This is a genomic window from Streptomyces sp. NPDC088810 (assembly GCF_044750305.1).
In the GTDB taxonomy this organism is placed as follows: domain Bacteria; phylum Actinomycetota; class Actinomycetes; order Streptomycetales; family Streptomycetaceae; genus Streptomyces.
The window spans coordinates 962,764-976,496 of the sequence record NZ_JBIVJQ010000001.1 but is presented as its reverse complement, the minus strand read 5'-3'; the positions used below and the strand labels follow the sequence as shown (position 1 = coordinate 976,496).

Genomic DNA, 13,733 nt, shown 5'->3' with positions numbered 1-13,733 from the left:
TCCCTAAGGAGCCCTCATGACCGCGCCCGTCGTCCACTCGCTGCGCGAGCAGATCCGCGAGCACATCGTGGAGGGGATCGTCAGCGGGCGCTGGCAGCCGGGCGAGCGCATCGTGGAGCGCCGGATCGCCACCGAGCTGGAGGTCAGCCAGACCCCGGTCCGTGAGGCCCTGCGCGAGCTGGAGTCCCTGCGCCTGATCGAGTCGGCCCCCAACAAGGGCGTACGCGTGCGCAACCTGACCGCGGCCGACCTGGAGGAGAGCTACCCGGTGCGGGCCGGCCTGGAGGCCATCGCGGCGGAGCTGGCGGCGGAGCGCCTCGCGGAGGACTGCTCGGCGCTGGAGCCGCACGTCCTGGCCCTGTACGAGGCCGACCGGAAGGCGGACGGCACGGCCCAGGTGCGCCACACGGTCGGCTTCCACCGGGAACTGGTCCGCGCGGCGCGCAACTCGGTGCTGCTGCACACCTGGGAGGGCCTGGGCATCGAGGTGTTCACGGCGCTGTCGATCCGCTGGCTGGGCACGGTCCAGCAGTCGTACGCGGAGGAGCACGAGGAGCTGGTACAGGCGTTCCAGCGGCGGGATCCGCGCATCGCCGAGCTGGTCAAGGCGCACGTCCTCGGCTGCGCGCCGCGGGCGTGACGGGGCCCGGTTCAGTCGAGCGCGCCCTCGCTCAAACGCCGCCTCACCTGCGAAAACAAGGCTTTTTCGCGTCACCCGGTGCCATCATTGAAGGCACCGGGTGCCTACTTTCTCGGAATCAAGACTTTTTCACCCTCAACCCTTTGATCGATCATCGATCAGGGAGTTACAGTCGCCGACGGACTTCCACCGAGGTCCGCTGCCCTGTCCTGCCAAAGACCAAGGGCACCCCCGAACCCTTACCGATGAGGGAACCCCCTTCGACTGAGGAAGGCGGCGACATGACCGACCCCAACGCCATCCAGCCGAGCGCGCTCGACCAGCTCCCGGACCGCGACCCGGAGGAGACCGCCGAGTGGCAGGCCTCCCTGGACGCCGTCGCCAGGGAGGCCGGGCCGCACCGCGCCGCGTACCTGATGCGCCGCACGCTGGAGCGCGCCGAGGCGGGCGGCATCGCGCTGCCGAAGCTCCTCGAGACCGACTACGTCAACACCATCCCGACCGCCGCCGAGCCGGCCGTGCCCGGTGACGAGGAGATGGAGCGCCGGATCACCGCGTGGAACCGCTGGAACGCGGCCGCCATGGTGACCCGGGGCAGCAAGTACGGCGTCGGCGGCCACATCGCCACCTTCGCCTCGGCGGCCTGGCTGTACGAGACCGGCTTCAACCACTTCTTCAAGGGCAAGGAGGGCGACGGCTCGGGTGACCAGCTCTACATCCAGGGCCACGCCTCCCCCGGCATCTACGCCCGCGCCTTCCTCGACGGCCGGCTGAACGAGCACCACCTCGACAACTTCCGTCAGGAAACGGGCGGCAACGGCCTGCCCTCCTACCCGCACCCGCGCCGCCTGCCCTGGCTGTGGGAGTTCCCGACGGTGTCGATGGGCCTCGGCCCGCTCTCCGCGATCTACCAGGCGCGCTTCAACCGCTACCTCACCAACCGCGGCATCAAGGACGTCTCGGCGTCCCACGTGTGGGCCTTCCTCGGCGACGGCGAGATGGACGAGCCGGAGTCGACGGCGGCTCTCGCGCTCGCCGCGCGTGAGGAGCTGGACAACCTCACCTTCGTCATCAACTGCAACCTGCAGCGCCTCGACGGCCCGGTCCGCGCGAACTTCAAGATCGTGCAGGAGCTGGAGGCCCAGTTCCGCGGCGCCGGCTGGAACGTCGTCAAGACGCTGTGGGGCACCGCCTGGGACGAGCTGTTCCAGCTCGACACCACCGGTGCGCTCGTACGCCGCCTGCGCGAGGTACCGGACGCGCAGATCCAGACGTACCAGACCCGCGACGCCGCCTACATCCGCCAGGACTTCTTCGGCAAGGACCCGGCGCTCGCCGAGATGGCGAAGCTGCTGAGCGACGACAAGATCCTCGAGTGCTTCCACCTCTCCCGCGGTGGCCACGAGTCCCGCAAGGTCTACGCGGCCTACAAGGCGGCCGTCGAGCACAAGGGCGCGCCGACCGTGATCCTGGCCCAGACGGTCAAGGGCCACACCCTCGGCGAGGGCTTCGCGTCGAAGAACGCCAACCACCAGATGAAGAAGCTCTCGGTGGACGAGTTCAAGGCGATGCGCGACCTGCTGGAGCTGCCGATCAAGGACAGCGACTTCGTCGACGGCGTGGTGCCCTACGGCCACCCGGGCGCCGACTCCCCCGAGGTCCGCTACCTCCAGGAGCGCCGCGCGGCCCTCGGCGGCCCGGCCCCGGCCCGCCGTACGCACCCGCTGCCCGCGCTGCCCGCCCCGGCGGAGAAGGCCTTCGCCTCCTTCGACAAGGGCTCCGGCTCGCAGAACGTGGCCACCACCATGGCCTTCGTCCGCCTGGTCAAGGACCTGGTCCGCGACAAGGAGACCGGCAGGCGCTGGGTGCCGATCGTCCCGGACGAGGCGCGCACCTTCGGCATGGAGTCGCTGTTCCCGTCGCTCGGGATCTACTCCCCCAAGGGCCAGACGTACGAGCCGGTCGACCGCGACCAGCTGATGTACTACAAGGAGGCCAAGAACGGCCAGATCCTCAATGAGGGGATCACCGAGGCCGGTTCGATGGCCGACTTCATCGCCGCGTCCACCGCGTACGCGACGCACGGCGAGGCGATGATCCCGTTTTACATCTTCTACTCGATGTTCGGCTGGCAGCGCACGGCCGACCAGATGTGGCAGCTCGGCGACCAGCTCGGCCGCGGCTTCCTCGTCGGCGCGACGGCCGGGCGTACGACCCTCACCGGTGAGGGCCTGCAGCACGCCGACGGCCACTCCCCGGTGATCGCCGCGACCAACCCGGCCGCGCTGACGTACGACCCCGCGTTCGCCTACGAGATCGCGGTGATCGTCCGTGAGGGTCTGCGCCGGATGTACGGCGAGGCCAAGCCGGGCGAGGACCAGAACGTCTTCTACTACCTGACGGTCTACAACGAGCCGCTGCCGCAGCCGGCGAAGCCGCAGGGCCTCGGTATCGACGAAGGCATCGTCAAGGGCCTGTACCGCTTCAACACGGCCGAGTCCGCGGGCGTGTCCGCCCCGGCCGACGCCCCGCGCATCCAGCTGCTCGGCTCCGGTACGGCGATCCACTGGGCCCTCGAGGCGCAGCGGCTGCTCGCCGAGGACTGGGGCGTGGCCGCCGACGTGTGGTCCGCGACCTCCTGGTCGGAGCTGCGCAGGGACGCGATGGAGGCCGACGCGGCGCTGCTGCGCGGCGAGGAGCGGGTGCCGTACGTCCGCCAGGCGCTGCAGGGCGCCGAGGGCCCGGTGCTGGCGGTGTCCGACTACATGCGCCAGGTTCCGGACCAGATCGCGCAGTGGGTGGAGCAGGACTACTCCTCGCTGGGCGCCGACGGCTTCGGTCTGTCGGACACCCGTGAGGCCGCCCGCCGCCACTTCGGCGTCGACGCCCAGTCGATCGTCGTCGCGGCCCTGGCCCAGCTCGCCCGGCGCGGCGAGGTGAAGGCCACGGCGGTCAAGGAGGCCCGGGAGAAGTACGGGCTGTAATCACCGCGGTCCTGGAAGGGGTACGGCTGCTGCCGTACCCCTTCTTTGTCAGTGGCCCCCGGCATCATGAACGCATGCGTGCCGCACGTCTGATCAAGATGGTCCTCCTGCTCCAGTCCCGGCCCGCCATGACCGCCGCCGAACTCGCGCGCGAACTGGAGGTGTCGGAGCGGACCGTCACACGGGACGCGCAGGCGCTGTCGGAGGCGGGGGTGCCGGTGTATGCCGACCGGGGGCGGGCCGGCGGGTACCGGCTGGTCGGCGGGTACCGGACGCGGCTGACCGGGCTGGCCCGGAGCGAGGCCGAGGCGCTGTTCCTGAGCGGGGTGCCGGGCGCGCTGCGGGAGATGGGTCTGGAGGACGTCGCCTCGGCGGCCCGGCTGAAGGTGTCGGCGGCGCTGCTGCCCTCCCTGCGGGACGCCCCGGACACCGCCGCGCAGCGCTTCCATCTGGACGCCCCGGCCTGGTTCCGGGAGCCCGAGACGCCCGCGCTGCTGCCCGTGATCGCCGAGGCGGTGTGGGACGACCGCTGCCTCAGGGCCCGCTACCGGCGCGGGGACGGCGAGGTCGAGCGGACGCTGGAGCCGTACGGGCTCGTGCTGAAGGCGGGCGTCTGGTACCTGTGCGCGCGGGTGGCCGGCGGCTCCTTCCGGACGTACCGGATCGACCGGTTCGAGGCCGTCGACGCCCTCGCCGAGCGTTTCCACCGGGCGGCGGATTTCGACCTGCCCGCCCACTGGGCCGAGCAGGCCGAGCGGTTCGCCCGGTCGATCCTGCACGCGGAGGTGGTCGTACGGCTCTCCCCGGACGGCGTGCGCCGGCTGCCGCACGCCGTCGATCCGCTCGCCGCCCGGGAGGCGCTGGCCGGTGCGGGCGCGCCGGACGCCGAGGGCTGGGTGACGGTGACGCTGCCCGTGGAGTCGCAGGAGGTCGCGCACGGCCAGCTGGCCGCGCTCGGACCGGAGGCGGAGGTGCTGGCTCCGGCGAGCCTGCGGGAGCGGTGCGCCGCGGACGCGGCCCGGCTCGCCGCGCGGTACGCCCGCGGGGACGCCGGTTGACGATCCGCGGCCCACGGCGCGGTACTCCGCGTGCGGCCCGCCCGCCGGGGCCCGGCTGGGTGACGGTGACGCTGCCCGCGGAGTCGCAGGAGGTCGCGCACGGCCCGCTGACCCCGCTCGGACCGCAGGCGGAGGAGCCTGCGGGAGCGGTGCGCGGCGGACACGGCCCGATACGCCGGTTGACGATCCGCGGTCCGGCGCGGTACTCCGCGTGCGGCCCACCGGCCGAGGCCCGATGCTGGTGACCGTGATGGACGAGACGGAGTTCTGGGAGCTGATCGACTCCACCCGCGAGGCCGCCGAGGGCGACCCCGAGGAGCAGGCCGACCTGCTCGTGGACCGGCTGCTCCAGCTGGATCCCGAGCTGGTCCTGGACTTCGCCCGTCACTTCGAGGCCCGCTACAACCGCGCCTACCGCTGGGATCTGTGGGGCGCGGCCTGGCTGCTGCTGGACGGGTGCAGCGACGACGCCTTCGACTTCTTCCGGTGCTGGCTGATCGGCCAGGGCCGGGAGGTGTTCGAGGGCGCGCTGCACGATCCGGACGCGCTGGCCGGGCTGCTGGGCGAGTTCGACGAGGAGATCGACGGCGACGGCGAGGAGCTGGGGTACGCGGCGGACGAGGCGTACGAGCAGCTGACCGGCACCGTCGCGCCCGACCTGGGCATCGCCCCGGCGCCCGCGGAGCCGCAGGGCACGCCCCTGGACCTGGAGAACGACCGGGTGCTCGCCGAGCGCTATCCCCGCCTGTGGGAGCGGTTCAAGGGGTGACGCCGGCCCCTGCGCGGTCGCCGGGGCCGAGGACGACGGTCACGACCGCGCAGACCACCGCGGGCTGCGTGCCGCCTGGGCCGCGGGCGCTGTGCGGTGCCCGTGATGTGCGCTGCGCCACCGGCTGGAACCATCGTCCAGGTCCGGGTCGTTCCTGGGGGTACACGCGTGCCTGACCGGTTCCGCCGCCCGGTGGCCGTCTCCGGTGCGTGTGCTGATCAGCGGACCGGTCCGGTCCGTACTGAGGGGTCCGAGAGAAAGGCGGCTCCGTGGACCTGCTCGACCTGGTGCTTGTGCTGGTGATCGTCGTCTACGCGGTGTCCGGGTACCGGCGCGGCCTGGTGGCCGGATGCGTCTCGCTGGCCGGGTTCGTGGGCGGAGCGGTCATCGGCGTGTGGCTGCTGCCCTGGGTGACGGGCCAGGTGGAGCGGGGCACGTCGGCGGCCACGGTGCTCGCGGTGCTGACGGTGCTGGTGCCGGCGGTGGTGGGGCACGAGCTGGCGGGCCGGCTGGCGCTGCGGCTGCGCGGGGAGCTGGACCGGGGTCCGCTGCGGGTGGCGGACGGGCTGGGAGGTGCCGCGGCGAACTCGGTCGCGGTGCTGATCGTGGCCTGGGTCGCGGCGAGCGTGCTGAGCGCGGCCCCCTCGCAGCCCCTGACGACGGCGATACGGAACTCGGCACTGCTGGGCGCGGTGCAGGAGGCGATGCCGCAGACCACGCCGGCGTGGTTCGCGCGGGCCACCTCCGCGCTGACCGAGGCGGGCTTCCCGCAGGTCTTCAACCCGTTCGAGAACGAGTCGACGGCCCGGGTGGCCCGCCCGACCGGGGACAGCGTCACCCCGGCCGCGACGAGCGCCGCCAAGCGAAGCTCGGTGAAGATCGAGGGCGCCGCGGGCGTGGAGGGCCGTGAGGGCAGCGGGTTCGTGTACGCGCCGCAGCGGGTGATGACCAACGCGCACGTGGTGGCCGGCATCGACGACCCGGGCGTGCGGGTCGGCGGGGTGGGGCCGTCGTACCGGGCGCGGGTGGTGCTGTTCGACCCGGACCGGGACGTGGCGGTGCTGTATGTGCCGGGGCTGCGCGCGCCGGTGCTGCGGTTCGACCCGAGTGCCGCGCGCGGGGACGCGGCGGTGGTGGCGGGCTATCCGCAGGACGGGGCGCTGGACCTGCAGGCGGCGACGGTGGCGAACCGGGTGCGGGCGACCGGCCGGAACATCTACAACGACCGCACGGTCACCCGGGAGATCTACTCGGTCCGCTCCACGGTCCGGCCGGGCAACTCCGGCGGCCCGCTGCTGACCACGGACGGCAGGGTGTTCGGGGTGGTCTTCGCCCGGTCCACCTCGGACGCCGAGACGGGGTACGCGCTGACGGCGGCCGAGGTGGCGGGCGACGCCCGTCGCGCGGCCACGGCGACGGCGCGGGTGGACACGGGCCAGCTGGTCGACTCGTAGGCCGGCGTGCCGCGTGGGCCGGCGTGGGCGCGGGGCCTACAGGCCGCGGCCCATGCACACGTCGTCGACGTACCGGCCGTCGATGAGGAACTCCTCCGGCAGCACGCCCTCGACGGCGAAGCCCTCGGACGCGTACAGCGTCCGGGCGGGGGTGTTGTGCGCCAGCACGCGCAGGGTGAGGCGCCGCGCGCCGCGCCGGCGCGCCTCGGCGACGGCGGCCCGGATCAGGGCGCGCCCGACACCCCGCCCGCGCGCCTCCACGGCGACGGCGAACCCCTGGATGGCCAGGACGTGCGCGTTGGCGGGGAGCGGGGTCGGGTGGATGAGGCGGATGTAGCCGAGGAGGCGCCCGTCGGCCTCGGCGACGAGGAAGTCGTCGGGGCGGTGCCGCTCGTCGAAGAACGGCGGGTAGGGCGGCTGCGGCCGGGGTGCCACCGCGTGCAGGGTGGACCAGGTGGCCCGGTCGAGGACGGCGAGCTCCTCGTCGTCGGCGGGCCGGGCGGTGCGTATGTGCGGCTCGGGCATGACGGTCACCCTACGGCGGGCGGTCCGGGCGTCCCAGCGCGTTTCCGACCGGCCGTACGGTCATGCTGGGGCCATGGAACGTTCACGTATCGCGGTGGCCGGTGCGTCCGGTCTCATCGGCAGCGCTCTGGTGCGGTCCCTGACCGCGGACGGGCACGAGGTGGTCCGGCTGGTGCGCCGGGCCCCCCGGGGCGCGGACGAGGTCCGTTGGGATCCCGGGCGGAGGTACGTCGACACGGCCGGGCTGGCCGGGTGCGACGCGGTGGTCAACCTGGCGGCGGCCGGGGTGGGCGACCGGCGCTGGACGCCGGAGTACAAGCGGCTGCTCCGGGACAGCCGGGTGCTGGGCACGGCGGCGCTGGCCGAGGCGGTGGCCGCGCTGCCGCGCCCGCCGCGGGTGTTCGTGAACGGCAGTGCGATCGGCTTCTACGGCGACACGGGCGACCGGGTGGTGGACGAGGACGCGTCCCCGGGCGACGGTTTCCTGGCCGCGCTGTGCGTGGAGTGGGAGGCGGCGGCGGCGCCCGCGCAGGAGGCGGGCGTGCGGACGGTGTGCGCGCGGACGGGGCTGGTGGTGGCCCGGGGCGGCGGGGCCTGGGGGCGGCTGTTCCCGCTGTTCCGGGCGGGGCTCGGGGGGCGGCTGGGCGACGGGCGGCAGTACTGGTCGTACATCGCGCTGCACGACGAGGTCGCCGCGATCCGGCATCTCATCGACCACGACGACCTGTCGGGTCCGGTCAATCTGACGGCTCCGCAGCCGCTGACGAACAGTGAGATCACGGCGGCGATGGCCCGCGCGCTGCACCGGCCGGCGGTGTTCGCGGTGCCCGCCCCGGTGCTGCGCGCGGTGCTCGGGGAGATGGCCGGGGACGTGCTGGGCAGTCAGCGCGTGGTGCCGAAACGGTTGCTGGAGTCGGGGTTCCGGTTCGCGTTTCCGGGCATCGATGAAGCGATCCGTGCGGCCCTGTGAGCCGGCTGACAACACCGGCGAACGAAAGTGACCGTATGCGACCTCCATGCGACCGTGCCCTGTTGATGCGCGACTGTTTCTGACCGATCACGCCCCTACCCTCGACCCGAACTCGGGTATCTCTTGCGCCTGTTGGGGGCATGACGTCTCCACCGGTCGCGCAACCACAGGAGGGGCCTCGTGCTTGAGCCCGCGTACCAGGTGGACGTCGTCATCGTGGGAGCCGGAATCGCCGGTCTCTCGGCGGCTCATCGGCTGACCAGTGCAGGAATCACCACTGCGGTCCTGGAGGCCGCCCCCTACGTCGGGGGCCGCATGTCGACCGAGAAGGTCGACGGCTTCCGGCTCGACCGCATCGGACAGCTGCTGTCCACGTCCTATCCGGAACTCCGCCGGACCCCGGGCCTGGACGCCCTGACCCTGCGCCGCTTCGCGCCGGGCGTCCTGCTGCACCGCGACGGCCGCACCCAGCGCGCGGGCACGCCGGCGGCCGTCGGGAGCGCAAGGGGCGCACGGGGCGCACTCCATGTGGTGCGCGCCCTCGCCAGCTCCCCCAGGGGTACGGCGGCCACGCCCGGCGCGCCGGTGGGCGGCGCGGTGGACCAGGCCCGGCTGGGCGCCGCGCTGGGCCGGATCGCGGCGACCCCCGTCGAGCGGATCCTGGCCCGCCCCGAGATGCCGGCCGCGCAGGCGCTCGCGCAGCGCGGGGTGCCGGCGCGCACCATCGACGGCTTCCTGCGCCCGCTGCTCGCCGCGCTGCTGTGCGACCCGGAGCTGACCACCTCCAGCAGGTGCGCCGACCTGGCGCTGCACGCCTTCGCGAGCGGGCGGCTCTGCGTGCCGGAGGGCGGCGCGGACGTGCTGCCGGAGCTGCTGGCCCGGACGCTGCCGCCGGGCACCGTGCACACCGGGGTGCGGGTCACCTCGGTGTCGACGACCTCGGTGGCCACCGCCGAGCACGGGCAGATCCGCTGCCGGGCTGTGCTGCTGGCGACGGACGCGCGGGCCGCGGCCGAGCTGCTGCCGGGGCTCAGGGTGCCGGACTTCCACCCGGTGACGGTCGTCCACCACACCACGGACGACCCGGCGGCGGCCTTCTCGACGGGCGGCTCGCTGCTGCTGGACGCCGACCGGGGCGGGCCGGTGGCGCACACGGCGGTGCTCAGCAACGTGGACCCGAGCCGGGCACCGGCCGGCCGCGTGCTGATCTCGTCGACGGTGCTGGGCACCCCGCCGGAGGGGGTGGACACGGCGGTCCGCATCCACCTCTCCCGCCTCTACGGCACCTCCACGCGCCGCTGGGAGACGCTGGCCGTGCACCACACCCCCGAGGCGGTCCCCGCCATGCGCCCCCCGCACGACCTGCGCCGCCCGGTACGCCTCCTGGCGGGCCTCTACGTCTGCGGCGACCACCGCGACACCAGCACGGTCCAGGGCGCCCTCCACTCCGCCCACAGGGCCGCGTCGGCCATCCTGGCGGACCTGGGCGCGGCGGGCTCCATGCACAGCGCGGACCCGGCCCCGACGATGCCGAGGGCGGCGTAACCGCGCCCGAAGGGGCGCGGGGAACCGCGCGCTCGGCCACATCGGCGCGGCACCCGGCGAACCACCCGGAACTACCCCAGCGCCGCAACCTTCTCCCGGTACACCCTCACCGGTGCCGCATCCCGGTAAGGCTCCAGCCGCCGCTCGAACTCCTTCACGTACTCCACCGCGCGAGCCGACCGCATCTCCGCGGCCTGTCCCGCAGCCTCCGCGGCGATCGCGCACGCCTGGTCGAGCTCGCCGAGGCCGAGGCGCGCGGTGGCGAGGACGACCCGGCAGAACAGGCGGCTGCGGGCATAGGTGGGCGCCCGCAGCTGCAGGGACCGCTCGGCGTGCTGCGCGGCCGCCCGGAACTGCTGCAGATCCCGGTGGCAGTGCCCGAACTCGTCGGCGAGCTGCGCCTCGTCGAAGAACGCCGCCCAGTACGGCACCTCGTCCCCGGGCCGGGCCGCCTCCAGGGCGCGCTCGGCCCGCACCAGCGCCGCGGTGCACGCCCGCACCTCGCCGAGCACCCCGTGCGCCCGCGCCTCGGACGCGTGCAGCAGCGCCTGGACGACAGGCGGCGCGCCCGTGCCGACGCCCTGCTGGGCGACCCGCGCCAGCTGCACCGCCTCCCGGCCGTGGCCGAGGTAGACGGCCTGGCGGCTCATGGTGACCAGGACGTACGAGCCGTAGGCCCGGTCGCCGGCCGCCTGGGCCAGCCGCAGGGCCTGCACGAAGTAGCGCTGGGCGAGCCCGTGCGCGGCGATGTCGTACGAGGTCCAGCCCGCGAGCCGGGTCAGGTCGGCGGCGGCGCCGAACAGCCGGCGGCCGGTCTGCTCGTCGTAGCTGCCGCGGAGCATCGGCTCGCACTCGTGCTCCAGGTAGCGCACCAGGGCCTGCCGGGCGTGGCCGCCGCCGAACCGGTCGTCGAGGGTGCGGAACAGCTCGCCGACCGAGTGCAGGGCGGCGATGTCACCGCTGCCGACCTTGTGCCCGGGGGCGCGCTCGGCCTGCCCGCGCGACCGCGGCGGGGCCGGCAGCTGGGGTTTGGCCGCTCCGGGCCGGCCCTGCGGCGGCACCCGCGGCACCGGTTCCCGGGCCACCCGGTCGTCGGCCTTGCCGATCAGCCAGTCCCGGCTGGGCACGACGAGCCCCGCCGGGGTGAAGGCGATCTTGCGCAGCTCGGCGTGGCTGCCGGAGTCCTTGCGCCACAGCCCGCTGACGATGTCGACGGCCTCCTCCGGGGTGGCCGCGTACTCCAGCCCGGCGTAGACCGGCGCGCAGGCGTCCAGGCCGAGGTCCTGTGCGGTGAGCCGGCGCCCCAGCCGGCGGGTGAACACCTCGGCGATGAGGGCGGGGGTGGTCCCCCGCGGCTGCTGTCCGCGCAGCCAGCGGGTGACCGAGGTCTTGTCGTATCTGAGGTCCAGCCCGTGCTCGAGGCCGAGCTGGTCGACGCGACGAGCCAGACCCGCGTTGGAGAACCCCGCCTCTGCGATGAGCGCGGCGAGCTGGCGGTTGGGGGTGCGCTGCGCGGGTCGGTCCGTCATCTGCGGTGCGGTCTCCTGCCTTCCGGGCCTTTGATGTGCCCGGATTGCCTTTGAGCAGCCCTTATGGCCTCACGAACGGCGCGAATGTAGCGGAGAGTGAGCAGACGGTCGCATACTTCGCGAGGCATTCATCCGATCGTGTGAGGAACGCCCGCAGGGCTGACGTACGCCGGTCGGACGTACAGTGGCGTGGGCGCGATACGTGCCTGACACATCCTTCGCCGAGGGAGGCGCTTGCCGTGAGTGAGTTGCGGTTCGTCCGCATGGGATTCGGTGCCGATGCCATCGACTACCAGGAGGCCTGGGACGAGCAGCGCCGGGTGCACGCGGCCCGGTTCGCCGACGAGGTCCCGGACACCGTGATCCTTCTGGAGCACCCCCCGGTGTACACGGCGGGCCGGCGCACCGAGGACAGCGAGCGTCCGCTGGACGGCACTCCGGTCATCGACGTGGACCGCGGCGGCAAGATCACCTGGCACGGCCCGGGCCAGCTGGTGGGCTACCCGATCCAGAAGCTGCCCCGCCCGGTGGACGTGGTCGCGCACGTTCGGCGGCTGGAGGAGGCGATCATCCGCTCCTGCGCCGAGTTCGGCCTGGAGACCACGCGGGTGGAGGGCCGGAGCGGCGTGTGGGTGCTCGGCGACCCGGTCGAGCAGCGGCCGGCGCTCGGAGGGCTGTCCCTGGACTTCGACCCGCGGCTGCACGACGAGGAGTTCGACCCGCGGCTCAACGGCCCCGAGTACGCCCCGTCCAACGCGGGCCAGCGGCGCGAGGACCGCAAGATCGCCGCGATCGGCATCCGGGTCGCCAAGGGCGTCACGATGCACGGCTTCTCCTTCAACGTGAACCCCGACAACGCCTGGTTCGACCGGATCATCCCGTGCGGCATCCGCGACGCCGGGGTCACCTCGCTCGCGAACGAGCTGGGCCGGGACGTCACGATCGAGGAGGTCCTGCCGGTGGTGGAGCGGCACCTGAAGGACGTCCTGGAGAACGCGGACCTGAAGCCGCGGGTGATCGAGAAGGCGTCCGCCTGATCGTCCGTCGGGGGAATGCGCCCTGCGACAGCGGGGTTGGCCTCGACGGCAGGGCGCACAGAGCACGGGCGTACCCTGGTGTACGCCGAAGAATCGAAGTCACAGGGAGCCGGTCGTGTCCGCAGTCGCACCCGACGGACGCAAGATGCTGCGCCTGGAGGTCCGCAACAGCCAGACCCCCATCGAGCGCAAGCCCGAGTGGATCAAGACCCGGGCGAAAATGGGCCCCGAGTACACCGCGATGCAGAAGCTCGTGAAGAGCGAGGGCCTGCACACGGTCTGCCAGGAAGCCGGCTGCCCGAACATCTACGAGTGCTGGGAGGACCGCGAGGCGACCTTCCTCATCGGCGGCGACCAGTGCACCCGGCGCTGTGACTTCTGCCAGATCGACACGGGCAAGCCCGAGGCGCTCGACCGCGACGAGCCGCGCCGCGTGGGCGAGTCCGTGGTCACCATGGACCTGAACTACGCCACCATCACCGGCGTCGCCCGCGACGACCTGGCGGACGGCGGCGCCTGGCTGTACGCCGAGACCGTGCGCCAGATCCACCAGCAGACCGCGGACCGCGAGGCCGGCCGGACCAAGGTGGAACTGCTGGCCCCCGACTTCAACGCCGTCCCCGAGCAGCTGGCCGAGGTCTTCTCCTCCCGGCCCGAGGTCTTCGCGCACAACGTCGAGACCGTCCCCCGGATCTTCAAGCGGATCCGCCCCGGCTTCCGCTACGAGCGCTCCCTGAAGGTCATCACCGAGGCCCGCGACTTCGGCCTGGTCACCAAGTCCAACCTGATCCTCGGCATGGGCGAGACCCGCGAGGAGGTCAGCGAGGCGCTGAAGCAGCTGCACGACGCGGGCTGCGAGCTGGTGACCATCACCCAGTACCTGCGCCCCTCCGTGCGCCACCACCCCGTGGAGCGCTGGGTCAAGCCGCAGGAGTTCGTGGAGCTGAAGGAGGAGGCCGAGCAGATCGGCTTCTCCGGGGTGATGTCCGGCCCGCTGGTGCGCTCGTCGTACCGTGCCGGACGCCTGTACCGGATGGCGGTCGAACAGCGTCATGCGGCTGCTCCGCAGCCGGGCGGTGCGTTCGTCGCCACCCAGGCGGTGTGAGCCGAGCGTGTGAATTCACGCACAAGTAATTACCGGCCAGTATTGGCCAGGACGACGCGGTCCTGACCGTCCTCGCTGATGAGGGCGCGCGCCAGGACCGCGTCGGCGTTTCCGGGC

Annotated in this window: 11 protein-coding genes; 9 read left to right on the top strand and 2 right to left on the bottom strand. The window is 73.2% G+C overall.

Translation table 11 applies throughout. The features are described from left to right. Positions 1-16 precede the first annotated feature (16 nt). The 5 genes from ACIP4Y_RS04465 (at position 17) to ACIP4Y_RS04445 (ending at position 6,905) form a co-directional block, all read left to right on the top strand. Positions 17-640 carry a GntR family transcriptional regulator gene (locus ACIP4Y_RS04465; RefSeq protein ID WP_358641062.1) on the top strand — a complete coding sequence of 208 codons (624 nt, stop codon included), beginning with the start codon at positions 17-19 and terminating at the stop codon, positions 638-640. A gap of 281 nt (positions 641-921) precedes the next feature. Beyond that, entirely contained in the window at positions 922-3,624 is a 2,703-nt protein-coding gene (aceE, locus tag ACIP4Y_RS04460) for a pyruvate dehydrogenase (acetyl-transferring), homodimeric type (protein WP_401387579.1), read from the top strand. Between the two features lie 74 nt (positions 3,625-3,698). Further along, entirely contained in the window at positions 3,699-4,682 is a 984-nt protein-coding gene (locus tag ACIP4Y_RS04455; protein WP_401387576.1) for a helix-turn-helix transcriptional regulator, read from the top strand. Positions 4,683-4,932: 250 nt separating this feature from the next. Then, complete coding sequence (locus tag ACIP4Y_RS04450; protein ID WP_401388676.1) at positions 4,933-5,451, top strand: DUF4240 domain-containing protein; 519 nt, start codon at positions 4,933-4,935, stop codon at positions 5,449-5,451. A 269-nt stretch (positions 5,452-5,720) separates the two neighbouring features. Continuing rightward, positions 5,721-6,905: a MarP family serine protease gene (locus tag ACIP4Y_RS04445; RefSeq protein ID WP_358641068.1), complete on the top strand. Its 1,185-nt coding sequence runs from the start codon at positions 5,721-5,723 to the stop codon at positions 6,903-6,905. A 36-nt stretch (positions 6,906-6,941) separates the two neighbouring features. On the opposite strand, the gene ACIP4Y_RS04440 is transcribed toward ACIP4Y_RS04445, so the two are convergent. After that, entirely contained in the window at positions 6,942-7,430 is a 489-nt protein-coding gene (locus ACIP4Y_RS04440; RefSeq protein ID WP_401387572.1) for a GNAT family N-acetyltransferase, read from the bottom strand. Between the two features lie 73 nt (positions 7,431-7,503). Between ACIP4Y_RS04440 and ACIP4Y_RS04435 the strand changes: the two genes are divergently transcribed. Next, on the top strand, positions 7,504-8,400 hold the full coding sequence (locus ACIP4Y_RS04435) for a TIGR01777 family oxidoreductase (protein WP_401387569.1): 897 nt from the start codon (positions 7,504-7,506) through the stop codon (positions 8,398-8,400). Positions 8,401-8,580: 180 nt separating this feature from the next. Further along, positions 8,581-9,945: an NAD(P)/FAD-dependent oxidoreductase gene (locus tag ACIP4Y_RS04430; protein ID WP_401387566.1), complete on the top strand. Its 1,365-nt coding sequence runs from the start codon at positions 8,581-8,583 to the stop codon at positions 9,943-9,945. A 71-nt stretch (positions 9,946-10,016) separates the two neighbouring features. Here ACIP4Y_RS04430 and ACIP4Y_RS04425 read toward each other — a convergent pair whose 3' ends face one another. Next, positions 10,017-11,474, bottom strand: a complete 1,458-nt coding sequence (locus ACIP4Y_RS04425; protein WP_401387563.1) for a regulator — start codon at positions 11,472-11,474, stop codon at positions 10,017-10,019. A 239-nt stretch (positions 11,475-11,713) separates the two neighbouring features. Between ACIP4Y_RS04425 and lipB the strand changes: the two genes are divergently transcribed. Further along, positions 11,714-12,511 carry a lipoyl(octanoyl) transferase LipB gene (gene lipB, locus ACIP4Y_RS04420; RefSeq protein WP_401387560.1) on the top strand — a complete coding sequence of 266 codons (798 nt, stop codon included), beginning with the start codon at positions 11,714-11,716 and terminating at the stop codon, positions 12,509-12,511. A 115-nt stretch (positions 12,512-12,626) separates the two neighbouring features. Then, complete coding sequence (gene lipA, locus ACIP4Y_RS04415) at positions 12,627-13,616, top strand: lipoyl synthase (protein WP_358641080.1); 990 nt, start codon at positions 12,627-12,629, stop codon at positions 13,614-13,616. Positions 13,617-13,733 lie beyond the last annotated feature (117 nt).

Coding starts and splice junctions, on each gene's coding strand:
- ACIP4Y_RS04465 (WP_358641062.1), top strand. CDS start 17: ATGACCGCGCCCGTCGTCCACTCGCTGCGCGAGCAGATCCGCGAGCAC.
- ACIP4Y_RS04450 (WP_401388676.1), top strand. CDS start 4,933: ATGGACGAGACGGAGTTCTGGGAGCTGATCGACTCCACCCGCGAGGCC.
- ACIP4Y_RS04440 (WP_401387572.1), bottom strand. CDS start 7,430: ATGCCCGAGCCGCACATACGCACCGCCCGGCCCGCCGACGACGAGGAG.
- ACIP4Y_RS04435 (WP_401387569.1), top strand. CDS start 7,504: ATGGAACGTTCACGTATCGCGGTGGCCGGTGCGTCCGGTCTCATCGGC.
- ACIP4Y_RS04425 (WP_401387563.1), bottom strand. CDS start 11,474: ATGACGGACCGACCCGCGCAGCGCACCCCCAACCGCCAGCTCGCCGCG.
- aceE (WP_401387579.1), top strand. CDS start 922: ATGACCGACCCCAACGCCATCCAGCCGAGCGCGCTCGACCAGCTCCCG.
- ACIP4Y_RS04455 (WP_401387576.1), top strand. CDS start 3,699: ATGCGTGCCGCACGTCTGATCAAGATGGTCCTCCTGCTCCAGTCCCGG.